Here is a 22,314-nt window from a genome sequence, read left to right on the forward strand (position 1 = left end):
CGGCGCCATCACAAGACGAGACGATGCGCTTGCTTCCGGTCTCCCTGCTCGCCCTGCTGACCGGCCTGACCCAGGCCCAGCAGCCCAGTGAAATCCCTCAGGGTCTGCGCGATGCAACGCCGCGCTGGCACGCCTTGACGGGCGCGCGGCTGGTGCTGGCGCCGGGCCAGATCGTCGAGAACGGCACCCTGGTCATGAAGGACGGCGTCATCGTCGCCGTCGGTGCCAACGTGAAGCCGCCGGCCGGCGCCCGGGTCTGGGCGCTGCAGGGCCGCACCGTCTATGCCGGCTTCATCGACGCTGCCAGCAGCGTCGGCCAGAGTCGCATCGAAGCTTCCAAGGCCAAGGGGCTGACACCCGGCCAGCGCTGGGTGCGCAGCGAATTCCACCAGGCCACGGCGCTGGAGATCAAGCCCGATGACGTGCGAGCTGCGCGCGAGCAGGGCTTCACGACGGCCCTGTCCCTGCCGCCCGTGGGCGCCGTCTTCCGCGGCCAGAGCGCGCTGATCAGCCTGCGCGACGGCACGGATGCACGCAGCCTCGTGCTGGCGGCCGAGGTGGCCCAGCACCTGGCCCATGAGTACACAACCTTCGACTTCGAGAGCGGCGCCCGCCCGGGCAACTTGAGCTACCCGACCTCGCTGATGGGCAGCATCGCGCTGGAACGCCAGACGCTGCTGAACGCCCGCTGGGCTGCCGGGCCGGCGCCCGCCGGCGAGCGGCGCGAATTCAACGCCAGCCTCGGCGCCCTCGCCCCGGCCCTGACCGGCAAGCAGCCCATCGTCCATGAGGTGCTGGACGAAGAAGACCTGCTGCGCGTCGCCAGGCTGCGCGACGAATTCGGGCTCAGGCTGATCGCCCAAGGCACCGGCCATGAATACCGCAAGGCGGCCCAGCTCAAGGCCCTGGGCCTGCCCCTCTTGCTGCCGCTGGCCTTTCCCGCGGCACCCGAAGTCGAGCAGCCCGAGAGCGCGCTGGACGTGCCCCTGCACCAGTTGCAGCACTGGGAGCGTGCGCCAGGCAACGCTGCCGCCCTGCAGGCGGCGGGCGTCGAGTTCGCGATCTCGACGCAAGGGCTCAAGGACGTGAAGAAGGAATTCTGGCCACGGCTGCGCCAGGCCGTGCAGCACGGTCTCACGCCCGAAGCCGCCCTCGCGGCGCTGACGACCACGCCGGCCAAGCTGCTGAACCAGCCACGGCTGGGGCGCCTCGCACCGGGCCAGTTGGCCCACGTCATCGTCGCCAGCGGTGATCTTTTCATCAACGAGCAGGCCGAGGTCGAGATCGCCTTTGTCGACGGCCAGCCGCTGCCGACCGAAGCCTGGGAGCGCTTCGATGCACGCGGCCGCTGGACGGTGAAGGCCGCTGGTGGAGCCGAGCAAACCTGGCAGATCGCCGGCTCGCGGGCCAAACCCACGCTGCAGGTCGATGGCAAGACCTGCGAGCTGCAGCAACGCGGCCGCGAACTGCTGTTGCGCTGGCCCTGCGAGGTCGGCGCGAAGGAAAGCCTGCGCCTAGAGGGCCGTGGCCCGTCAATGGCCGGCGCGATGACGCTGGCCGACGGCCGCACCCAGCCCTGGACGGCCACGCGCATCGTGCCCTACCAGCCGCCTGTGGCCCAGGTTGTCGTCCCACCGGCGCCTCCGCCCGCTACCTTCCCTGCAGGCGTCTTCGGCCGCACCGCGCCACCCGAGCGCCCGGCCACCGTGCTGGTGCGCAATGCCACGGTCTGGACCAGTGCCGCTGCCGGCAATCTCGAAGCCACCGATCTGCTGGTGCGCGACGGCCGCATCGCCGCCATCGGCAAGGGTCTGGCAGCGCCTGCTGGCGCCGTCGTCATCGACGCTGCAGGCAAGCACCTGACGCCCGGCCTCATCGATGCCCACTCGCACACGGCCATCAACCGCGGCACCAACGAGTTCGCGCATTCGGCGACGGCTGAGGTGCGCGTTGGCGATGTGGTCGACGCCACCGACATCAGCCTCTACCGTCAGCTTGCCGGCGGCGTGACCAGCGCCAACTTGCTGCACGGCTCGGCCAATGCCATCGGCGGCCAGAATCAGGTCATCAAGCTGCGCTGGGGGCTGGACGCGGAAGGCCTGAAGTTCGAAGGCGCACGCCCCGGCATCAAGTTCGCGCTCGGCGAGAACGTCAAGCGCGCCAACTTTCCCCCCAACGACGGCGACCCGCGCTATCCGACGACGCGCATGGGTGTCGAGCAGGTCATGCGCGATGCCTTCCTGGCTGCGCAGGTCTACCGCGAGCGGCGCAAGGCCGACCCGAACACGCGCCGCGACCTGCAGATGGACACCCTCGTCGAACTGCTGGAACGCAAGCGCGTCATCCACATCCACAGCTACCGCGCCGACGAGATCCTGATGTTCATCGCGCTGGCCAAGGAGTTCGGCCTGGAGGTCGCCACCTTCCAGCATGTGCTGGAGGCCTACAAGGTCGCGCCCGAGATCGCGGCGCTGGGCGCCGGCGCCTCCGGCTTCTCGGACTGGTGGGGCTACAAGGTCGAGGTGCAGGACGCCATTCCCTACAGCGGCGCGATGACGCAGAAGGCGGGTGTGCTGACCAGCTTCAACTCCGACAGCGACGAGCTGGCGCGCCGCCTCAACACCGAGGCCGCCAAGGCGCTGCGTTATGGCGGCAAGGCCTGGGGCATGACGGAAGCGGAAGCGCTGAAGTTCGTGACCATCAACTCGGCCAAGCAGTTGCGCATCGACAGGCGCGTCGGCTCGCTGGAAGTGGGCAAGGACGCCGACTTCGTCATCTGGAGCGCAAGCCCGCTGTCGAGCGCGGCACGCGCCGAGCAGACCTGGATCGACGGGCGGCGCTACTTCGACCGCGGCGAGGACACGCAGCTGCGCGAGCGTGATAGCGCCGAGCGCGCCCGCCTCGTGGCGCTAGCGATACCCGAGCGCGCCAAAGCCGCCGCGCCGCCCGAGGGGCGGCCGGCCACACCGCTGGCCGCAGCGCTGGACCAGCTCGAACTGCAACGCTGGCTGCACGAGGCAAACCGTGATCGCCAAAGCTATTTCGGCGGTGACGCCTGGCATGAATGCACCGTGGACGCGTACTGACATGAAGCTCGCACTCATCACGGCCCTGCTGGCTGCCGCCTTCACCGCCCAAGCCACGCCCAACACGCCACCCCCGCCACAGCGCGAACCGCTGCTGCTGCGCAATGCCGTCATCCACCCGGTCAGCGGCCCGGTCATCGCCAACGGCAGCCTGCTCATCGAGGCCGGCAAGATCCGCGCGATCGGTGGCACCGAGCTGGCCGCGCCCGCTGGCGCCAAGACCGTCGATCTGGGCGGCCGGCATCTCTACCCCGGCATGGTGGCGGCCAACACCAGCCTGGGCCTGGCGGAGATCCGCTCGGTCAACGCCTCGATGGACAGCGTCGAGACCGGGCCGCTGAACCCGAATGCCCGCGCCCTGGTCGCCTTCAATGCCGACAGCGAGCTGCTGCCCATCACGCGCGGCGGCGGCGTGCTGGCCGCGCTGTCCGTGCCCGAGGCCGGCCGCACCGGCCTCATCGCCGGTACGTCGGCGCTGCTGCAGCTGGAGGGCTGGAACTGGCAGGACATGGCCCTGCTGCCCGAGGTCGGCCTGCACATCGCCGTGCCGCGGCTGCGCCTGAACAGCGCCCTCTTCCCCAACCAGCCCGAAGCCCGCCTGGCCGAGATGCGCCGCTCGACCGAGGCCAGGCTCAAGCTGCTCGACGACGCCTTCGAATCGGCCCGGGCCTATGCGCTGGCGCGCGCTGCCGACCCGAGCACGCCCATCGACACGCGCTGGGAAGCGATGCGCCCCGTGCTGCCCGCTACAGCCGGTGCGGCGCCGGCCCGACCCGTCGTCATGCATGCCGATGACCTTGCGCAGATCCGCTTTGCGCTGGACTTCGCGGCCCGCCATGGCCTCAAGCTCATCATCAGCGGCGGCGCCGATGCCTGGCGCCTGGCCGACACGCTGCGCGAACGTCAGGTGCCCGTCATCATCGACGGCCTGCTGCGCCTGCCGATGCGCCGCGACGACCCGCCAGACGCCCTTTTCGCCCTGCCCGCCCAACTCGCCGCGGCCGGCGTGCGCTACTGCATCGCCGATGGCGGCCGCGACTCGACCAATGCGCGCAACCTGCCCTTCGAGGCCGCGAGCGCCCGCGCCTTCGGCCTGTCCGACGACGAGGCGCTGAAAGCCGTGACCCTTTACCCCGCGCAGATCCTCGGCATTGCCGACAGGCTGGGCTCCATCGAGGTCGGCAAGCTGGCCAACCTCTTCGTGGCCGATGGTGACCCCCTCGAGCCCAGCACGCGCATCGAGCGGGTGTTCATCCAGGGCCGCGAGGTGGAGCTCAGCGACCGGCAGACGGCGCTGCGCGACAAGTATCTGAAGCGCAACTAGCCGGCCGTCTTGGCCGGCGGCGTGGCTGCCGGCGAAGTGGGCGCGGCCGGCGCGCCCAGGCCCATCTGCGCATTTGGCCGCGCGTCGTGGCCGCGCTTCCACTGCCGCATGGTGTCGACCGCCACCGAGCGGCGGATGTAGCGATGCCAGATGAAGCTGAGGTCGAAGATCAGGATGGCCAGCCACCACAGATAGAGGAAGGCAGCGCCGGCGAGCAGCACGGGCCAGGCGGCGGGTGGCGGTGGCGCCGTCGGGCCGTCGGCGCCCAGCAGCCGCGACAGCACGATGAAGGCGATGACGAGGGTGCCGACGCCGACCAGGCAGCGTCGCCCCCAGTTGGGCTTGCGCGGCAGCAGCCAGCCGCTGAGGGCAATCAGCGCGGCAGCGGCGATCGGAGCGAGCCGGCCGGCGAGTTCCGCCACGTGGGCGGGAGCGGCGCTGCTCGTGAACGGACTGCCGAGGAAGTCAGCCGGCCCGTCCGGCAGCCACAGGTAAAACGGCCAGGCGCCAATCAGGAAGACGAGCGTGGCCGCGAGATGCCAGCGCAGGCCACCGGTATGCACCAGCCGCGGCAGCCGGGCGGCGGCGGTGATGCCCATCATCAGGCCGCTCATCAACAGGATCTGCAGCGGCAGCCGATCGAAGGTCGCGCCCGTCGGCGTGACGCCCTTGTAGAGCAGGAAGACCGCGGCCACGTGCAAGAGCAGGCTCGCCACATAGGGGATGGCCAGGCTCACCCGGTCGACAAGCCCGTTGCTGGCCGGAACTTTCGGCTGGACTGTCGGGTCCGGCAGCACCACGTCGTCGATGAAATGGCCGAACACCTCAGCGTCGTTCCAGTAGTCGTTGTGTGCCTTGCCGGGCAACCAGTAGCGGCTGAAGCCATGGTCATGCTTGCTGCCGAACTCGAAGGCCTCGCAGCCGCTGTCCTTCAGGAAGCCCATGGCGGAATCGAGCTTGAACCCGATGGGGTCCCCGAAGTCGTAGTAGTTGCGCCACTTGATCTGCTGGGCCAGCGTCAGCCGCGGCGCCTCGCTGTCGCCAAAGAGCACCTGCTGGCCGGAGCAGCTGGATTTCAGCTTGAGGCCCTGCCAGAGCGCCGGCCACAGCACGATGTGCTTGTCGATCGGCGAGCCTATCGTCATATAGCCGCGCACATAACGGATCCAGCCGTCGTCAACCGGCGCACTGGATCGGTTGTCCGGGTCGACGATGGGGCGGCCCGACAGCGCTTCGAGCAGGCCGAGGAAGCTGATGACCGTGCCCTCGCTGTGCGCCACGATGTAGATCTCCGGATGGCCCCCCGGGCAGGCCTCCTGGAATGTCGCCACCACCTGCGCGAGCGCGCTGTGGAAGCGGTGCAGGATCTTGTCGCGGTAGTAGGGAAAGTCGGTGACGAGCTGGACATCGCCGACGTAGTCGCGCAGCAGCGGCGCCAGCTCGAACTTGAAGATGCCCATGCGGGCGAGCACGGCCAGCAGGCTCTCCAGCACGCCCACGGTCTCGACGATTTCGTCGACGATGCCGGTACCGAGCTGGAAGTCCTCGGCCTTCAGATTGCCGTTGGGCACCTCCCTGCGGTACTGCGACTCGGCGCGGCTGACCACCGTGTGTCCCCAGGCCTTGGTCTCCTCCAGCGTGTCATTGGCCTTGACGACCTGCCCCGGAATGTCGGCCCAGTAGATCTCGGCGAAGCCGATGCGCGACAAGGCGTCTGCAGGCTTGGCGTCCAGGCGGCTGATGCGCACTGCCGCCGCCGAGCCAAGGTTGAAGTAACCCAGCGGCATGACCGGCAGTGGCGGCGAAGCCCTGTCGCCAAAGCGCCGCGCCACCGACCGTATCGTGTCGCTGCGCAGCTGGCTGCCAATGCCGTGGATGGCCACGACGATCTTGTCCATCGGCGGGCGGCCCTGGCTGGCGTCCGAAATGGATGCGGCCGTGGCTGTCTGCTGCTCGGAGGTGGATGCAACCGTCATGGGGAACTCTCCTCACGGGAAGTCCACGCATGGTGCCTCCGAGGCGGCCCTCACCGCTTCACCAAGACTGAGGAGACGCCGCCTCAGGGGGCGATCTGCTCCGCGTAGTCGTACAAGGCCGACAGGATCTGCTCACCTCGCTCGTCGGCTGTTTCACCGAGAACATCGATACGCTCCATGAAGGCCGCCAGCGTCTGCGCGCCGCCCTCGCCCTCATGCAGCCGCGCAGCCAGGTGGCCCTGCCAGCGCTCCGCCTCTTCTGCCGACAGGCTGGACGGGAAGTTGCGCGCACGCCAGCGGAAGACAAGCTCATCCAGCCGCCCGTCCTGGAAGGCCAGCTTGCCTTGCGCCGCGCGCTCGGCGAGCTGCGCGGGCGCCATCGTGCGCACCTTGTTCAACGCCCGGCGGTCCTCGTTGCCGATGAAGCCGCCGTAGAGGTCTTCGTCCACATCGGCCGGCGCGAAGGGCTCACGCTGGAAGACGTCGGCCCACAGGCCGTCCAGCAGCCGGCCCTTCTCGGCCAGCAACCGGGCGCTGGCGAGCTGAACCTCGACGTCGTGGTTCCAGCGCTCGGCCATCGCCGGGCTGAGCGTCTTCAGGTTGCTGATGACGATGGGGCTTTTGTTGACGTGGATGGTCTTGATGGGCAGCCGCGTGACGCCCTCGGGCAGCAGCTCCTGCTTGATGAACATGCGCGCGCGGATGGCTTCGGCGTTCAGCGTCAGCAGCTCGCCCGGGTCCACCGAGCAGTCCCAGACGATCAGCTCGTTCTTGTTGGTCGGGTGCGGCGCCAGCGGCCAGACCACGGCGATGCAGCCGCGCTCGGGGCCGTACATGCCGGAGATGTGCAGGAAGGGCTTGCCGATGCCGATCTCGTCCCACACCGCCTGCTTGCTGCGCAACTTGACGCAGAAGTCCCATAGCTTGGGCTGGGCCTGGCGCAGCTTGCGCGCCAACGCCACGGTGGCGCGCACGTCGGACAGTGCATCATGCGCCGCCTCGTGCGCGACGCCGTTGGCGATGGTCAGGTGCTCGAGCTTGAAGCTGGGGCGGCCGTCCTCATGCTTGGGCCACTCGAAGCCTTCGGGCCGGAGCGCATAGGCACAGCGCACCACGTCCAGCAGGTCCCAGCGGCCGCAGCCGTTCTGCCATTCGCGGCCATAGGGGTCGATAAGGTTGCGCCAGAACAGATGACGCGTCACCTCGTCATCGAAGCGGATGCTGTTGTAGCCCACGCCAATGGTGTTGGGCGTGGCCAGCACCGTCTCGATGGCGGCGGCGAACTCATGCTCGGGCACACCCTGCTGCAGGCAGTGCTGGGGCAGGATGCCGGTCAGCAGGCAGGACTCGGGGTCGGGCAAGTAGTCCGGGGCCGGCTGGCAGTACAGCATCAGCGGCTCGCCGATCTCGTTGAGCTCCGCATCGGTGCGCAGGCCGGCGAACTGGGCCGGGCGGTCCCGGCGTGGCACGCGGCCGAAGGTCTCGTAGTCGTGCCAGAAAAATGAAAGGGAAGACATGGCCGCCACGATAGCTCAGCCGATAGAGTGGCTCGCATGAGACTTGCCCTGCTGCTCCTGGCCGTTTGCGCCGCGGCACACGCCGACGACGCGATCTCCCCCGACCGGCCCGACTTCACCAACGGCCCCGATGTGATGGCCGCAGGCCGCTTCCAGGTCGAGACCAGCGGCGCCTGGCAGCGCGACGCCGCGACACGGCTGCGATCGACGCCGACGCTGCTGCGCCTGGGCGTCGACCATGACCTGGAGTTGCGGCTGGAGACCGACGGCGCGCTGCGCCAGCGCAACCCGAGCGCCAGCGGCCGAGGAGATCTGGCAGTCGGCTTCAAATGGCAGATGCAGGACGGCGACGAGGCCAAGCCTGGCCTGGGCTGGCTGTTCGAAGTGCAGACACCGACAGGCAGCGGGCCGTTCAAAGGCCATGGCTTGCGGCCCGGCCTGAACTTTCTGGCCCAGTGGGAGCTGCCGGCCGGCTACTCGCTCGGCACGATGGCTGGCGTCTTCATCGATCGCAACGACAACGACCAGCGCTACACGGGTGCCCTGCTGTCGGCGAGCCTGGGTATCCCGCTGGGCGAGAAGCTGCACGGCTTTGCCGAGATCGCCGGCCAGCAGATCGCGTCGGCCCGCAATGGCGGCAATGTCGTCACGGCCGGCACGGGGCTGGCCTGGCAGCTCACAAGCGACGCTCAGCTCGACACGGCCGTCTTCCGCGGCCTGAACCACAACACGCCCGACTGGGCGTGGACGATCGGCCTCTCGCTGCGTTTTTAGCGCTTCTTGACGACCACGCTGCCGATGGAATAGCCCGCGCCGAAGGAGCAGATCACGCCGRCGTCGCCAGCCTTCAGGTCACCCCGGTGATGGTGGAAGGCAATGATGGAGCCGGCCGACGCGGTGTTGGCGTATTCGTCCAGGATCAGCGGCGCGATCTCGCTGCCGGCATCCGCACCCACCAGCTTCTTGATGACGAGCTGGTTCATGCCCTGGTTGGCCTGGTGCAGCCAGTAGCGGCGCATCTGCGTTGGCTCCAGGCCCAGCTTGCCCAGGTGGGCCTCGATATGGGCCGCGGCCATGGGCACGACTTCCTTGAACACCTTTCGGCCTTCCTGATAGAAGGTCAGGTCGCGGTCGCTCGGGTCGCGGTCCTCGGCGCGGTTCATGAAGCCGAAGTTGTTGCGGATATTGCTGCTGAACTGTGTGGCGAGCTGCGTGCCGAGGATTTCCCACTGGTCGGCGCCGGTGGCGTCTTCCGCGCGCTCGACGATGAGGGCCGTGCAGACGTCGCCGAAGATGAAGTGGCAGTCGCGGTCGCGCCATTCCAGGTGGGCCGAGGTGATCTCGGGGTTCACGACCAGCACGCATTTGCTGGCGCCCGAACGCACCGCGTTGAAGGCCTGTTCCAGCGCGAAGGTGGCCGAGGAGCAGGCCACGTTCATGTCGAAGCCGTAGCCGCCGGCGCCCAGCGCCTGCTGGATCTCTACCGCCATGGCCGGGTAGGCGCGTTGCATATTGGCACTGGAGCAGAGCACGGCGTCGACATCCGCGCCGGTTTTGCCGGCCTGTTCAAGCGCCTTGCGGGCAGCATCGGCGGCGATCTCGGCCATCAGCGAGACCTCGTTGTCGCCGCGCGGCGTGAAGCGCGGGTACATGCGGGTCGGGTCCAGCACGCCGGCCTTGTCGACGACGTAGCGCTGCTTGATGCCCGAGGCTTTCTCGATGAATTCGACGCTGGAGTGTGTCAAGGCGGAGCGCTCGCCAGCGGCGATCGCCGTCGCGTGCTCGGCGTTCTGCAGGTCGGCGTAGGCGTTGAAGGCCTCGACCAGCTCGGCATTGGTGATGACATGGGGCGGGCGGTACAGGCCGGTGCCGCTGATGACCACGGCCGGGAATGAAGTTTGCATATTGAAGACGGAAGCCGCCGCTGCTGATGTACGAAGGCTGAAATCTTATCGATCCGGTTTGCTGCCTTCTCTAGGCACTAGCCTGGGGCCCTGGACAAAACATGCACGAAGACAGCCTGCTCCCACCCGACGACGCCCTGCGCCTGGCCTTACACAACGAGGTGCATGCCCGGCCGCCGGCGCGCATCCGCCTGCCGGCCGTCATCGTCCACATCGCCGTGCTCAACGACGGCATCAGCCGGGCGCAGGAGCATGCCCACCTGCGCCAGCTGCCCGGCCAGCACGAACTGGCCGAGGAGGCGCTGAACGCAAACTTTCTGCGCCTGCGCTGCGGCGAGTTCTCGCTGAAGTGGGAGCGCCATGCCGAGTTCACGCGCTACTCGGTCGTGCAGCCCCTGCCCGCCGACGCCGAGGCCAGCGCGCAGACGCTGGATGCGCTGGCGCTGCGCGTCGCACCGGATTGGCTGGGGCGCATCCCGGGGCGCACCTTTGCGGCCATCAAGCTCGTCATGATCGAGCGGCAGCTGACTTTCGCGCCCAGCGCCTTGACCGAGGCCCAGGCCTGGTTCGGCGCGCATGCAACGGTCGCGTCGACGATGGGCGGCGGCCATTCCCTGGTTGTCACCGACTTCTGCCTGCGCGCGACCGGCTTCGAGCACATCGTCGTGCTGGCTGAGCCCGGCACGCCCGAGACCCGCGCCGGCCGCATCTGCCAGCGCCTGTTGGAGCTGGAGACCTACCGCCTGATGGCCCTGCGCGGCCTGCCCGCCGCCAAGTCGCTCGGCTCGACGCTGGCCGAGGTGGAGGCCACGCTGGCCAGCATCACCGCGCGGCTGGAGAAGCGCGGCGCGTCGGAGGCCGAACTGCTGGACGACCTGATCTCGACGGCAGCGCGCATCGAGCACGCCACCGCCTCGCACCAGTACCGCTTTGCCGCCACCCAGGCCTACCAGGCCATCGTCGAGCAGCGTCTGGCCGAGTTGCACGAGGGCAAGGTGGCCGGCAGGCAGTCGCTGGGCGAGTTCATGCAGCGCCGGCTCTCACCGGCCATCGCGACGGTCAATGCGACGGCGCAGCGGCTGGCCGGCCTGTCACAACGCATCTCACGCGCAAGCGCCCTGCTGCGCACGCGGGTCGACATCGCCACCGAGGCGCAGAACCAGCAGCTGCTGGCCCAGCTCGGCGAAGGCCAGCGCACGCAGCTGCGCATGCAGGCCACCGTCGAGGGGCTGTCGCTCGCGGCCATTACCTATTACGTCGTCAGCCTGCTGCTGTACTTCTTCAAGGCGCTGAAGGCCGAGGGCTGGCTGCCAGTACAGCCCGAGCTGGCGGCGGGGGCGGCCATTCCCTTCGTGCTGCTGGCCGTCTGGCAGACGACAAGGCGCATCCACCGCAAGATCTTCAACCACCACTGACCAGGATCTCCAGGCCCGGCAGGCGCAGCGCCTGCAGCGCGGCCGGCCCGGCCTGAGGCGTGACGATCAGCGTCGACAAGGCCGACAGCGGCGCGACGCGGTAGGGCGAGACCTTGCCGAGCTTGTCGCTGCTGGCCATCAGCACCGTTTCCGCAGCGCTCGCCATCAGCAGCGCCTTGACCTGGGCCTCCTCGGCGTCGCCGGTGGACAGACCGAAGCCGGCCTCCACACCGGTTACGCCGAGGAAATAGCAGTCCGCCCGCAGCGCCTGGATGGCCTGTGCTACACCCGCGCCGACGGCCACGCCGGAGTGCTTGAACAGGCGCCCACCCAGCATCAGCACTTCGACAGTGGGGTGCTCGATCAGCGCCGCGGCGATGACGGGGCTGTGTGTGGCGACCGTGGCGCGCAGCGTGGCCGGCAGCTGCTGGACCATGGCCAGCGTGCTCGTGCCGCCGTCGACGAAGACAAGCTGGCCATCGGCGATGAGAGACGCCGCACGGCGGCCCAGCGCCTGCTTCTCGTCGACGGCAATGGCGCTGCGTCGCGCCAGGTTGGCCAGGGCCGGTGACACCGGCAGCGCGCCGCCATGCACACGCTGCAGCGCGCCCCGCGTGGACAGCTCGCGCAGGTCGCGCCGGATGGTGTCCTCCGACACCTGCAGGCGCTCGGCCAGTTCGCGGGCCAGCACGCGGCCCGTGGAATGAAGTTCTTCCAGGATGGCCAAGTGGCGTTGTTCGGTCAGCATCTGTGGGATTGCATGGTTTTGCGTTATTTTGCATGATTTTCCTTAAATTCAGGAAACAACATGCAAACCAAGACCGATTCGCGCATTGCCGACCTGCCCCTGTCCGAACGCGTGCGCGTCCAGCAGGAGAGGCTGCTGTCCAACAACTGGTACACGCTGAAGACCACCCGCTTCGACTTCCTGCGCAGCGATGGCCAGTGGCAGACCCAGGACCGCGAGACCTATGACCGCGGCAATGGCGCCACCATCCTGCTCTACCAGCGCACGCGCCGCCGTGTGCTGCTGACACGGCAGTTCCGCTACCCGGCGTTCGTCAATGGCTGGCAGCAGTTGATGGTCGAAGCCGTGGCCGGGCTGCTCGACGAGGCCGATCCGCTCAGCTGCGTCCGCGCCGAGGCCGAGCAGGAAGCCGGCGTGAAGCTGCGCGAGGTGCAGCCGCTGTTCGAGGCCTATATGAGCCCCGGCTCGGTGACCGAGAAGCTGCATTTCTTTGCGGCCGAGTACGAGGATGGCGACTTGGTTGGCGCGGGTGGCGGCCTCGTTGAGGAGGGCGAGGACATCGCGCGCTTCGAGCTGGACTTCGACGCAGCCATGCGCCAGGTCGAGGCCGGCGAGATCGTCGATGCGAAAACGATCATGCTGCTGCGCTGGGCCGAGCGCCATGTCTTCGGGCCGCCGCCCCGCAAGGGCCCGTTGCTGGTCTTCATCGCCGGGCCGTATCGAAGCGGCACGGGCGACCGGGAGGACGCGATCGCCGCCAACGTGCAGGCCATGCAGGATGCCGCCCTGCAAGTCGCAGCCCTGGGCCACGTGCCGGTGCTCGGCGAGTGGGTCGCCCTGCCGCTCATCGCGGCCGCTGGCGGCCGGCGCGGCGATGCGGTCTGGGACCGCTACTTCCACCCCAACGCCCAGGCCCTGCTGGAGCGATGTGACCTGCTGCTGCGCATCGGCGGTGATTCGGCCGGCGCCGACGCCATGATCAAGGCCGCTTTGGCCTGCGCAATGCCCGTGCACTACGGCCTCGCTTCAATACCAACCAGGCCCGCGTAGAATCAATCACCGGGCCCAAATTTTGGCGTCCGGTTTTTTTTGCCCGCTGCAAAAGCGGGCAGCAAAGCCGGCAGAGCCAAGTCAAGCGCTCGCAGCCCAGGTCGCGCACTGCCAAACGCGCGCCGCAACTGTGAACTTGAATCATGGAAATCTTCGACTACGACAACATCCTGCTGCTGCCGCGCCGCTGCCGCGTGGAAAGCCGCTCGGACTGCGACACCTCGGTGCAGTTCGGCCCACACCGCTTCAAGCTGCCGGTCGTGCCGGCCAACATGAAGACGGTCGTGGACGAGCCCATCACCGAGCTGCTGGCCCGCGAGGGCTACTTCTACGTGATGCACCGCTTCGACCTCGACAGCCTGGCCTATGCCAAGGACATGCGGGACAAGGGCCTGCTGGTGTCGCTGAGCGTCGGCGTGAAGCCGGCCGACTTCGAACTGGTGGACAAGCTGGCGGCTGAAGGCGTCGGCGCCGACTACCTGACCATCGACATCGCCCACGGCCATGCCGAGAGCGTGCAGCGCATGATCGGCCACATCAAGCAAAAGCTGCCCGAGACCTTCGTCATCGCCGGCAATGTTGGCACGCCCGAAGGCGTCATCGACCTGGAGAACTGGGGTGCCGACGCGACCAAGGTCGGCGTCGGCCCGGGCAAGGTCTGCATCACGCGGCTSAAGACSGGYTTYGGCACCGGCGGCTGGCARYTSTCGGCGCTGAARTGGTGCKCRCGCGTMGCSACCAAGCCSATCRTKGCCGACGGCGGCATCCGCSACCATGGCGACATCGCSAAGAGCGTGCGCTTCGGCGCSWSSATGGTCATGATCGGCTCGCTGTTCGCCGGSCATGAAGAGTCGCCAGGCACGACCGTCGAGGTCGACGGCAAGCTCTACAAGGAGTACTACGGCTCGGCGTCGGACTTCAACAAGGGCGAGTACCGCCACGTCGAGGGCAAGCGCATCCTGGAACCCGTCAAGGGCAAGTTCGCCGACACGCTGCGCGAGATGCAGGAAGACCTGCAGAGCTCGATCTCGTATGCGGGCGGCACGCAGTTGTCGGACCTGCGCAAGGTGAATTACGTCATTCTTGGCGGAGAGAATGCGGGCGAACATTTGTTCATGTGATCACCTGCGGAACGCGGGGGAGCACCTCGCGCGCAGCGTGAGGTCCGCATTCCGGCGCAGCCAAAACGCCGGCGAGCACTTGTTCATGTGAGCGCCATGGACTTTGCAAGCTACCGCCGCCACGACGCAACCTCGCTGGCCTCTGAGGTGGCGGCTGGTCGGGTCAGCGCAGAAAGCCTGCTCGACCTGGCGCTCGCAAGGCTGGCCGAAGTCCAACCCCGGCTCAACCCTGTCTGCCGGCTGATGGAGGCCGAGGCCAGAACTCAGTTGGCGCGTGGCGTCGGCACCGGCCCACTGGCCGGTGTGCCCTGCCTCATCAAGGATGTGGCCGAGGACTACGCCGGCGTGCCGACCAGTTGGGGCAGCCGGGCGCTGGCCGCACTGCCGCCGCCGCGCGAGCACGCGCATGTCGTGCGGCGCTTGCTCGACGCCGGACTCGTCATCTTCGGCAAGACCAACGCGCCCGAACTGGGGCTCAAGGGCGTCACCGACCCGCTGGCCTTCGGCCGCAGCAGCAATCCGTGGGACGTGAAACGCACACCGGGCGGCAGCAGCGGCGGATCGGCAGCAGCGGTCGCGTCCGGTGTCGTACCCATGGCCGCCGGCAACGATGGCGGCGGCTCGATACGCATTCCGGCCGCGTGCTGCGGGCTCGTGGGCCTCAAACCTTCTCGCGGCCGCGTGTCTGTGGGCCCGGGCTCCGGCGAAGTCTGGTTCGGCGCCTGCAGCGAGGGCGTCATCTCGCGCAGCGTGCGCGACACCGCCCTGGCACTGGACATTCTCAGCGGCCCCGAGCCCGGCGACGCCGTCGCCCTGCCCGCGCCGGCCACGCCCTTTGTCCATCAGCTGCGCTCACCGCTGCGCCGGCTGCGCATCGCCTGGTGCGCCGATTCGCCGATTGGCGAGCCGGTGCACGACGAGGCCCGGCTCGCCGTGGAGCGAAGCGTGTCGCTACTGAAAGGCCTCGGCCATGTCGTCGAGCCGGCCCGCCCCGACATCGATGGCCGCACGCTGGCCAACAGCTTCCTGCATATCTACTTCGGTCAGGTGCCGGCCACGCTGAGCCGCGCGGTCGCCCTGGGTGGCCGCGAAGCCGACTTTGAGCCGTTGACCCGTCTCATCGCCACGCTCGGCCGCGCCACCAGCGCCGAACGGCTGACGCTGGAGCTGCTGCGCTGGAACGACTACGCCCGCAGCTTGGCCGCCCTGCACGCGCGCTACGACCTCTACCTGACGCCGACGCTGGCCTCGCCACCGGTGCTGCATGGCACCGGCGACCCGCCGCCGCTGCAGATTGCCGTGCTGGGCGCGCTGCGCGCCTCGGGGCTGCTGGGCCTGCTCAAGCACGCCGGCCTGCTCGATGGCGTCGTGCAGCAGATGGCCACCGACAGCCTGCGCCATGTCCCCTTCACCCAGCTCGCCAACCTGACGGGCACGCCGGCGATCTCACTGCCGCTGCACTGGACGGCCGACGGCCTGCCGCTGGGCGTGCAGTTCGTTGCAGCGCCGGGCGAAGACGGGCTGCTGCTGCAACTGGCCGCGGAACTGGAAGCCACCCAGCCCTGGTTCGACCGGGTGCCTAGCTGAAGCGCACCGAGGCCTCGAACCCCGGCTCGGCATTGCGCAGCTCCAGCCGGCCGCCATGCGCTTCAGCCACCAACCGGCACAGGCACAGGCCCAGGCCAACCCCGCCGTCGTGCCGCGTGCGCGCCGCATCCGGCCGGTAGAACGGCTGGCCCAGTTGGGGCAGCGACTCCGGCGGCACGCCGGTGCCGAAGTCACGCACGGTCAGACGCACACCCGCGCCTTCACGAGCCAGGCTGAGCCGCACGGCGCCACGGGTCACATCGTTGTGGCGCAGCGCGTTCTGGACGAGATTGCGCAGGCACAGCTGCACACGCAGGCGATCCAGCCTCAACGGCGGCAGATCGGGCTCGACATGCAACTCCACGCCGGGCTGGGCATGCTCCTGCGCCAGCGCGCCGAGATCACAGTCCGACAGTTGCAGCGCGCTGTGCCCGCTGCCCAGCCGCTCGCTCTCCAGCAAGGCCGTGATGAGATCGCGCATCTGCGCCAGCTCGCCCAGCAGCGCGTCGCGCGATTCGCCCTCGCCCACCAGCTCGGCGTGCAGGCGCGCGCGCGTCAGCGGGCTGCGCAGCTCGTGGCTCATGGCCAGCAGCAAGGCGCGCTTGCCGTCCAGCATGGCCTGGATGTCGGCGGCCATCTGGTTGAAACGCAGTGCCAGGTCACCGATCTCGTCGCTGTGGATCACGGGCACCCGGTGCGAGAACTCACCGCGGCGGAAGGCCTCGGCGCCGATGGCCAGCGCATGCAACGGCCAGACCATGTGGCGGATCATGCCGAAGGCCAGGCCCGTAACCACGAATAGCGCCGGCACGGCCCAAAGCAGGCCGTAGGCGCTGCCCATCGACATCCACAGAATGGTGCTGCTGATGCAGGCGAGCAGGATGAAGATGGCGATCAGCCGCGCACCGAGCGAATGCTTGAAGCGCTTGTGCTGGTGATGCCAGCGCTGGTGCCAACGATGGCGCACACGCCAGCGGTATTCCCAGTCGCGGTTCATGCGCCGGGCGCGCTTGGCCCGCTTGCGTTCCCAGCGCTCGCGCCAGCGGTGGTCGTAGGCGTGGGGTTTCATGGTTTGCCTGGCAATGCGAAGCAATAGCCGGCGTTGCGCAGGGTCTTCAGGGCCACCAGCGGCTCAAGCTTGCGGCGCAGGCGGCTCACCAGGATGTCGACGGCCCGGGTGAACAGCTCGGCTTCCTGGCCACGCAGCCGGTTCAGGATGTCGTCGCGCGAGAAGACCTTGCCCGGCTCGCGGGCCAGCATCACGAGCAGCTCGTATTCGGTGCCGGTCAGCTCGACCAGGCCACTCGCGCACAGCACCTCGCGGCGCGTGGTGTCGATCTCGAGGCCCTCGAAGCACAGCTTGGTGGAAGGCTGAACCACGCTCGGGGCAGCCGCCGATACAAAGCGCGTGCGGCGCAGGATGGTCTGCAGCCGTGCCGCCAGTTCGCGGGGCTCGAAGGGCTTGGGCAGGTAGTCGTCGGCGCCCAGCTCCAGCCCGACGACCCGGTCGGTCAGATCGCCGCGCGCGGTCAGCATCAGCACCGGCATGTCGCGCCAGGCCTCGCTGCTGGCACGCAGCTGTTTGCAGAACTCGAAGCCGTCCATCTCGGGCAGCATGCCGTCGAGGATCAACGCGTCGAAGCGCTCGGCCGCCAGCCGCGTCAGCGCGATGCTGGGCCGCGTGACAGCCTCGAGCTGGAGGTCGAAGCGGGCAAGGTATTGCGTCAGCGGCCCGGCCAGGGCCTCGTCGTCGTCGATCAGCAGCAGTCTGTGCATGTCGCGATTATTCGGCCCGCACCAGGGTGATGGCTCGCTCGGGACAGGTGCTGACGCAATGGCCGCAGGCTTCGCAGGCGGCGGCATTGGGCGTGAAGGCCTGCTCCCAGCCGTGGGCCATGCCCCGGAGCTTGCCGAACAGGCTCAGGGACTGGCGCTGCTCGGGTGCCAGCTTGCCCAAGGTGAACACGTTGAAGGGGCAGACAGCGACGCATTCGCCCTTGCCCTCGCAGCGGTTGCGGTCGATGTGCGGCACAAAGCGGCCGCGGGGCTGCTTGCCGCAGTGGACATCCATCACGCCGCGTCTCGCCGCTCATGCCGGCCGAAGCGCCGCATCATGAAGCGCAGCACCTGACGCTGCTCCGTGTCCAGCGAGTCGAAGAAGTCGGCAAAGGCCGTGACAAGGCCGGGGCCGGCGGCGCGCAGCGCATCCAGCTTGGCGTCCAGCAGTTGCTGCGCCGGCTCGCGGGCGAATTGCTCACCGGCTAACAGGCCCGCCACCTCGGGGCCGCGGGCCAGGCCCCTCATCGTGTCGCGCTGGTGCTGGAGCTGCTCAAGCCAGGCGCCGAGCTTGCGGTGCTGCTCGGCGTCCAGGTCCAGCTTGGCGCCGACTCGGTTGAGAAGGAGGTGGGCGAAGCCATCAGCATGGCGGCCGAAATGATGGCCGTGATGGCCGTGGCCAAAGTGGTGGTGGAACTCGTGGTGGGCGTGCCAGCGACGAAAAAAGTTCATGGTGCTGCTCCGTGGGGCGCTCGAGGCCCGTGGTTGGGATGGCGCTCATGTTTGCGGTTAGCCCGCGCCAGAGCATCTCGACGCGGTATCGCCGGGTATCGTTTTGTTTCGCCCGGGGCCGGGAGGCGGTGCGCCCTTGTCACAGTTGAAGCTGCAGACGCGCTGATCGGCGCGGAGGCCGCGCGAGTGCGGCCCCCTACAATCGCAGCCCCCCGAAAAGCCCTCTTTTCGCCCCAGCTTCACAGCGGGCGACGCCGCGATGACCGAACTTGCCAAGTCCTTCGAACCCGCCGCCCTGGAAGCCCATTGGGGCCCCAAGTGGGAAGCCGCCGGCCTGTATGAGCCGACGCTGGACCCGGCCAAGCCCTCGTTCAGCATCCAGCTGCCGCCGCCSAATGTGACGGGCACGCTGCACATGGGCCATGCCTTCAACCAGACGGTGATGGACTCGCTGACGCGCTACCACCGCATGAAGGGCGACAACACGCTGTGGGTGCCGGGCACCGACCACGCCGGCATCGCGACGCAGATCGTCGTCGAGCGGCAGCTGCAGGCCGCTGGCACCAGCCGCAAGGAACTCGGTCGCAAGAATTTCGTCGCCCGCGTGTGGGAATGGAAACAGCAATCCGGTGACACCATCACCGGCCAGATGCGCCGGCTTGGCGACTCGGTCAGCTGGGGCCATGAGTACTTCACGATGGATGAAAAGCTCTCGACCGTCGTCGTCGAGACCTTCGTGCGGCTTTACGAGGAAGGCCTGATCTACCGCGGCACTCGCTTGGTGAGCTGGGACCCGGTGCTGCAGTCCGCCGTGTCTGATCTGGAGGTGAACTCCGAAGAGGAAGACGGCTCGCTGTGGCATATCCGCTATCCGCTGGCAGACGGTTCGGGCTCGGTCGTGGTGGCCACCACGCGACCGGAGACCATGCTGGGTGACGTGGCCGTCATGGTCCACCCAGAGGACGAGCGCTACGCCGCGCTGATCGGCAAGCTGGTCAAGCTGCCGCTGACGGACCGCGAGATCCCCGTCATCGCCGACGACTACGTGGACCGCGAGTTTGGCACCGGCGTCGTCAAGGTCACGCCGGCGCATGACACCAACGACTACGCCGTCGGCCAGCGTCACAACCTGCCCATGATCGCGGTGCTGGACCTGCAGGCCAGGATCAACGACAACGCCCCCGAGACGTACCGCGGCCTGGACCGCTTCGTCGCCCGCAAGCGCGTCGTGGCCGACCTGGAGGCGCAAGGCCTGCTCGTCGAGGTCAAGAAGCACAAGCTGCAGGTGCCGCGTTGCGAGCGAACCGGCCAGGTCATCGAGCCGATGCTGACCGATCAGTGGTTCGTTGCGGTCACCAAGCCCAGCGCCGACGGCAAGAGCATTGCCGACAAGGCGATTGCCGCCGTCGAGACCGGCGCGGTCAAGTTCTACCCCGAGCAGTGGGTCAACACCTACAACCACTGGATGGGCAATCTGCAGGACTGGTGCATCTCGCGCCAGCTGTGGTGGGGTCACCAGATCCCGGCCTGGTACGGCACGGGCGGCGAGCTGTTCGTCGCGCGCAGCGAGGATGAGGCGCAGGCCCGCGCCAAGGCCGCCGGCTACCTGGGCGAGCTGACCCGCGACCCCGACGTGCTGGACACCTGGTACTCGTCGGCCCTGGTGCCCTTCTCGACGCTGGGCTGGCCGCAGAAGACGCTGGAGCAGGAACTCTTCCTGCCCTCCTCCGTGCTCGTGACTGGCTACGACATCATCTTCTTCTGGGTCGCCCGGATGATCATGATGACGACGCACTTCACCGGCCAGGTGCCCTTCAAGGACGTCTACATCCACGGCCTGGTGCGCGACTCGCAGGGCCAGAAGATGAGCAAGAGCGAGGGCAATGTGCTGGACCCGGTGGACCTGATCCAGGGTGTCGACCTCGACACGCTGATCCAGAAGTCCACCACCGGCCTGCGCAAGCCCGAGACGGCGCCCAAGGTCGCAGCCCGCGTGAAGAAGGAGTTCCCCGAAGGCATGCCGGCGTACGGCGCCGATGCGTTGCGCTTCACGATGGCGTCGTACGCCAGCCTGGGCCGCAACATCAACTTCGACACCAAGCGCTGCGAGGGCTATCGCAACTTCTGCAACAAGCTCTGGAACGCAACCCGCTTCGTGCTGATGAACACCGAAGGCCAGGACTGCGGCCTCGCGCACGACCAAGGCGCCTGCCCGCCCGGCTACAACAAGTTCAGCCAGGCCGACCGCTGGATCACGAGCGAACTGCAGCGCGTCGAAGCGGCCGTGGCCCAGGGCTTTGCCGAGTACCGCCTCGACAACGTCGCCAACGCCGTCTACAGCTTCGTCTGGGACGAGTACTGCGACTGGTATCTGGAAATCGCCAAGGTGCAGATCCAGACGGGTGACGAGGCCCAGCAGCGCGCCACGCGCCGCACACTGATCCGCGTGCTGGAGACGACGCTGCGCCTGCTGCACCCCGTCGCGCCTTTCATCACCGAGGAGCTGTGGCAGACCGTCGCCCCTGTCGCCGGCCGCAAGGCGACCGACTTCATCGGCCAGGCGCCCTACCCTGTCGCCCAGCCCGAGCGCATTGACCCGGCCGCCGACGCCTGGATGGCCCAGCTCAAGGAAGTGGTCGGCACGACCCGCAGCCTGCGCAGCGAGATGAACCTCAGCCCCAGCGACCGCGTGCCGCTGCTGGTGGGTGGTGACTTGTCCTTCCTCAGCGAGGCCGCGGCCGTGCTGAAGGTGCTGGCCAAGCTGGCGGCCGTGGAACTGATCGCCGACGAGGCCGAGTTCGCCAAGCAGAGCGCGACGTCACCGGTGCTGCTGCATGGCGCCGCGAAGCTGGCCCTGAAGGTCGAGATCGACGTGGCCGCCGAGCGCGCCCGCTTGACCAAGGAAGCGACTCGCCTGGAAGGCGAAATCGTCAAGGCCGAGGCCAAGCTGGGCAATGAGGGCTTCGTCGCCCGCGCGCCGGCTGCCGTCGTCGAGCAGGAGCGTGCCCGCGTGGCGGGCTTCAAGGAGACGGTGGCGCGCCTGCACGAACAGCTCAAGCGCCTGCCGCCTCAGTAATAGTCGATGGCCACCTTGGATGTGGCCTTCTTCTTGCCCTTGGCTGGGGCACCCAGCAGTTCGTCCAGGCCGCGCGCCACCGCCCAGGCGGCGCGCACGCGCGACTCCCGCGTCGTGCCCGCCAGCCGCGGCGTCACCTGCAGCGTGGCGATGCCGTGCAGGGGTCGCCCTGCCTCCAGCCAACCCGGTTCCAGGCTGTCGAACCACGCGGCTCGCAGCTTGCCGTTGCGCAGAGCCCGGCCCAGGGCCGCCTCGTCGACGACGCCGGACTGGCTCAGGCCGACCAGGACCTGGCCTGCGCGCACGTTCTCCAGCTGACGGTCGCCGAGGAGGCCGCGAAACCGCGGGAAATAAGGCAGCAGCAGCACCAGGCCGTCGCTGTGCTCGACCAGCTCGCTCAAGGAAACCGAATCGATGCCCCAACGTGCCCAGGTCGCGTCGCTCGGATGCAGGGCCGGGTCATAGCCGATGACCCGTGTACCGAAGGCATGCAGCAGCTGGGTCAACACCTGCGCCGTCGGTGTCAGGCCCAGCACGCCAATCGTCGAACAGCCCAGCTCCCGCCCCACCTTGAGGCCGTCGCTGCCCTCGATGGGCACCCGCCTGAGCAGGCTGAGCAGGGCACCGACAGCGAATTCCGCCTCGGCGCTGGCCGTGGAAGCCTGGGAGCGCACGACCTCCACGCCCGCCTTGCGGCAGGCCTCGATGTCGATGTTCTCCGCGCCGCCGCTGGCACGGCCGATGGCACGCAGTCCCGGCGCGCCGCGCAGCAGTTCGGCATCGATGCGCACTTCGGGTGGCGCCACCAGGGCACGGGAGTTCTGCAGTGCCTCTACCAGGCCCTCCGGGTCACCCACGAGTTCAGGCGCAAAGCGGGCATCGTGGCGCTCGGCCAGCCATTGCACCACCTCGGCTTCCAACGGTTCAAGGATCAGGACTGTCATTGTTTGTATGTGCCCGACTCAGGGGTCAGACCGTCACAACCCCCGTGACACAATCGTT

Annotated in this window: 16 protein-coding genes and 1 pseudogene; 8 read left to right on the plus strand and 9 right to left on the minus strand. The window is 68.4% G+C overall.

Going from position 1 to position 22,314, the window contains the following annotated elements; all coding sequences use genetic code 11:
* Nucleotides 1–23: 23 nt before the first annotated feature.
* Together ACXJKM_RS21800 and ACXJKM_RS21805 are read left to right on the plus strand one after the other, a co-directional pair.
* Nucleotides 24–3,086 (plus strand): amidohydrolase family protein, encoded by a 3,063-nt coding sequence (locus tag ACXJKM_RS21800; RefSeq protein WP_457355123.1) that lies wholly within the window; start codon nucleotides 24–26, stop codon nucleotides 3,084–3,086.
* A gap of 1 nt (nucleotide 3,087) precedes the next feature.
* Nucleotides 3,088–4,410: an amidohydrolase family protein gene (locus tag ACXJKM_RS21805; RefSeq protein ID WP_056196335.1), complete on the plus strand. Its 1,323-nt coding sequence runs from the start codon at nucleotides 3,088–3,090 to the stop codon at nucleotides 4,408–4,410.
* Here the strand turns inward: ACXJKM_RS21805 and ACXJKM_RS21810 are convergent.
* A complete protein-coding gene (locus tag ACXJKM_RS21810) occupies nucleotides 4,407–6,386 on the minus strand; it encodes an MFS transporter (RefSeq protein WP_457355125.1) in 1,980 nt (659 codons plus the stop codon). The two genes, ACXJKM_RS21805 and ACXJKM_RS21810, sit on opposite strands and share 4 nt — an antisense overlap.
* Before the next feature lie 83 nt (nucleotides 6,387–6,469).
* Nucleotides 6,470–7,903, minus strand: a complete 1,434-nt coding sequence (gene sbcB, locus ACXJKM_RS21815; protein ID WP_056196333.1) for an exodeoxyribonuclease I — start codon at nucleotides 7,901–7,903, stop codon at nucleotides 6,470–6,472.
* 36 nt (nucleotides 7,904–7,939) lie between these two features.
* Between sbcB and ACXJKM_RS21820 the strand changes: the two genes are divergently transcribed.
* A complete protein-coding gene (locus ACXJKM_RS21820) occupies nucleotides 7,940–8,677 on the plus strand; it encodes a transporter (protein ID WP_056196330.1) in 738 nt (245 codons plus the stop codon).
* Here ACXJKM_RS21820 and ACXJKM_RS21825 read toward each other — a convergent pair.
* Nucleotides 8,674–9,807, minus strand: a complete 1,134-nt coding sequence (locus ACXJKM_RS21825) for a beta-ketoacyl-ACP synthase III (RefSeq protein WP_457355127.1) — start codon at nucleotides 9,805–9,807, stop codon at nucleotides 8,674–8,676. The genes ACXJKM_RS21820 and ACXJKM_RS21825 overlap by 4 nt on opposite strands.
* 101 nt (nucleotides 9,808–9,908) lie before the next feature.
* Between ACXJKM_RS21825 and ACXJKM_RS21830 the strand changes: the two genes are divergently transcribed.
* A complete protein-coding gene (locus tag ACXJKM_RS21830; RefSeq protein ID WP_056196325.1) occupies nucleotides 9,909–11,222 on the plus strand; it encodes a DUF3422 family protein in 1,314 nt (437 codons plus the stop codon).
* On the opposite strand, the gene ACXJKM_RS21835 is transcribed toward ACXJKM_RS21830, so the two are convergent.
* Entirely contained in the window at nucleotides 11,209–11,970 is a 762-nt protein-coding gene (locus tag ACXJKM_RS21835) for a DeoR/GlpR family DNA-binding transcription regulator (RefSeq protein WP_457355130.1), read from the minus strand. The two genes, ACXJKM_RS21830 and ACXJKM_RS21835, sit on opposite strands and share 14 nt — an antisense overlap.
* Before the next feature lie 60 nt (nucleotides 11,971–12,030).
* Here ACXJKM_RS21835 and ACXJKM_RS21840 point away from each other — a divergent pair.
* The 3 genes and pseudogenes from ACXJKM_RS21840 to ACXJKM_RS21850 form a co-directional block, all read left to right on the plus strand.
* Nucleotides 12,031–12,633, plus strand: a pseudogene (locus ACXJKM_RS21840) (NUDIX domain-containing protein); the annotation flags it as partial.
* 530 nt (nucleotides 12,634–13,163) lie between these two features.
* On the plus strand, nucleotides 13,164–14,141 hold the full coding sequence (locus ACXJKM_RS21845) for a GMP reductase (protein WP_457355132.1): 978 nt from the start codon (nucleotides 13,164–13,166) through the stop codon (nucleotides 14,139–14,141).
* A gap of 96 nt (nucleotides 14,142–14,237) precedes the next feature.
* Nucleotides 14,238–15,728, plus strand: a complete 1,491-nt coding sequence (locus tag ACXJKM_RS21850; RefSeq protein ID WP_056196317.1) for an amidase — start codon at nucleotides 14,238–14,240, stop codon at nucleotides 15,726–15,728.
* Here the strand turns inward: ACXJKM_RS21850 and ACXJKM_RS21855 are convergent.
* Genes ACXJKM_RS21855 through ACXJKM_RS21870 form a run of 4 tightly spaced genes read right to left on the minus strand, consistent with a single transcriptional unit; the run spans nucleotide 15,721 to nucleotide 18,236 of the window.
* Nucleotides 15,721–16,797 (minus strand): HAMP domain-containing sensor histidine kinase, encoded by a 1,077-nt coding sequence (locus tag ACXJKM_RS21855; RefSeq protein ID WP_457355134.1) that lies wholly within the window; start codon nucleotides 16,795–16,797, stop codon nucleotides 15,721–15,723. The genes ACXJKM_RS21850 and ACXJKM_RS21855 overlap by 8 nt on opposite strands.
* The gene (locus ACXJKM_RS21860; protein ID WP_457355136.1) at nucleotides 16,794–17,504 is read right to left on the minus strand and encodes a response regulator transcription factor; all 711 of its coding nucleotides are present in this window, start codon (nucleotides 17,502–17,504) and stop codon (nucleotides 16,794–16,796) included. Before ACXJKM_RS21860 ends, ACXJKM_RS21855 begins: the two co-directional genes overlap by 4 nt.
* A gap of 7 nt (nucleotides 17,505–17,511) precedes the next feature.
* Complete coding sequence (locus tag ACXJKM_RS21865) at nucleotides 17,512–17,799, minus strand: 4Fe-4S binding protein (RefSeq protein ID WP_056196309.1); 288 nt, start codon at nucleotides 17,797–17,799, stop codon at nucleotides 17,512–17,514.
* On the minus strand, nucleotides 17,799–18,236 hold the full coding sequence (locus ACXJKM_RS21870; RefSeq protein WP_457355138.1) for a hypothetical protein: 438 nt from the start codon (nucleotides 18,234–18,236) through the stop codon (nucleotides 17,799–17,801). Before ACXJKM_RS21870 ends, ACXJKM_RS21865 begins: the two co-directional genes overlap by 1 nt.
* Before the next feature lie 259 nt (nucleotides 18,237–18,495).
* On the opposite strand from ACXJKM_RS21870, the gene ACXJKM_RS21875 reads away from it, so the two are divergent.
* A complete protein-coding gene (locus tag ACXJKM_RS21875; protein WP_457355140.1) occupies nucleotides 18,496–21,312 on the plus strand; it encodes a valine--tRNA ligase in 2,817 nt (938 codons plus the stop codon).
* On the opposite strand, the gene ACXJKM_RS21880 is transcribed toward ACXJKM_RS21875, so the two are convergent.
* Nucleotides 21,306–22,256 carry an NAD(P)-dependent oxidoreductase gene (locus ACXJKM_RS21880; protein ID WP_082532597.1) on the minus strand — a complete coding sequence of 317 codons (951 nt, stop codon included), beginning with the start codon at nucleotides 22,254–22,256 and terminating at the stop codon, nucleotides 21,306–21,308. The genes ACXJKM_RS21875 and ACXJKM_RS21880 overlap by 7 nt on opposite strands.
* Between the last annotated feature and the right edge of the window lie 58 nt (nucleotides 22,257–22,314).

This window comes from Roseateles sp. P5_D6, assembly GCF_054049415.1.

Bases quoted from the DNA above. Each gene is read 5' to 3' on its own strand.
- ACXJKM_RS21800 (WP_457355123.1), top strand. From the start codon at position 24: ATGCGCTTGCTTCCGGTCTCCCTGCTCGCCCTGCTGACCGGCCTGACC.
- ACXJKM_RS21805 (WP_056196335.1), top strand. From the start codon at position 3,088: ATGAAGCTCGCACTCATCACGGCCCTGCTGGCTGCCGCCTTCACCGCC.
- ACXJKM_RS21810 (WP_457355125.1), bottom strand. From the start codon at position 6,386: ATGACGGTTGCATCCACCTCCGAGCAGCAGACAGCCACGGCCGCATCC.
- sbcB (WP_056196333.1), bottom strand. From the start codon at position 7,903: ATGTCTTCCCTTTCATTTTTCTGGCACGACTACGAGACCTTCGGCCGC.
- ACXJKM_RS21820 (WP_056196330.1), top strand. From the start codon at position 7,940: ATGAGACTTGCCCTGCTGCTCCTGGCCGTTTGCGCCGCGGCACACGCC.
- ACXJKM_RS21830 (WP_056196325.1), top strand. From the start codon at position 9,909: ATGCACGAAGACAGCCTGCTCCCACCCGACGACGCCCTGCGCCTGGCC.
- ACXJKM_RS21835 (WP_457355130.1), bottom strand. From the start codon at position 11,970: ATGCTGACCGAACAACGCCACTTGGCCATCCTGGAAGAACTTCATTCC.
- ACXJKM_RS21850 (WP_056196317.1), top strand. From the start codon at position 14,238: ATGGACTTTGCAAGCTACCGCCGCCACGACGCAACCTCGCTGGCCTCT.
- ACXJKM_RS21855 (WP_457355134.1), bottom strand. From the start codon at position 16,797: ATGAAACCCCACGCCTACGACCACCGCTGGCGCGAGCGCTGGGAACGC.
- ACXJKM_RS21860 (WP_457355136.1), bottom strand. From the start codon at position 17,504: ATGCACAGACTGCTGCTGATCGACGACGACGAGGCCCTGGCCGGGCCG.
- ACXJKM_RS21865 (WP_056196309.1), bottom strand. From the start codon at position 17,799: ATGGATGTCCACTGCGGCAAGCAGCCCCGCGGCCGCTTTGTGCCGCAC.
- ACXJKM_RS21870 (WP_457355138.1), bottom strand. From the start codon at position 18,236: ATGAACTTTTTTCGTCGCTGGCACGCCCACCACGAGTTCCACCACCAC.
- ACXJKM_RS21880 (WP_082532597.1), bottom strand. From the start codon at position 22,256: ATGACAGTCCTGATCCTTGAACCGTTGGAAGCCGAGGTGGTGCAATGG.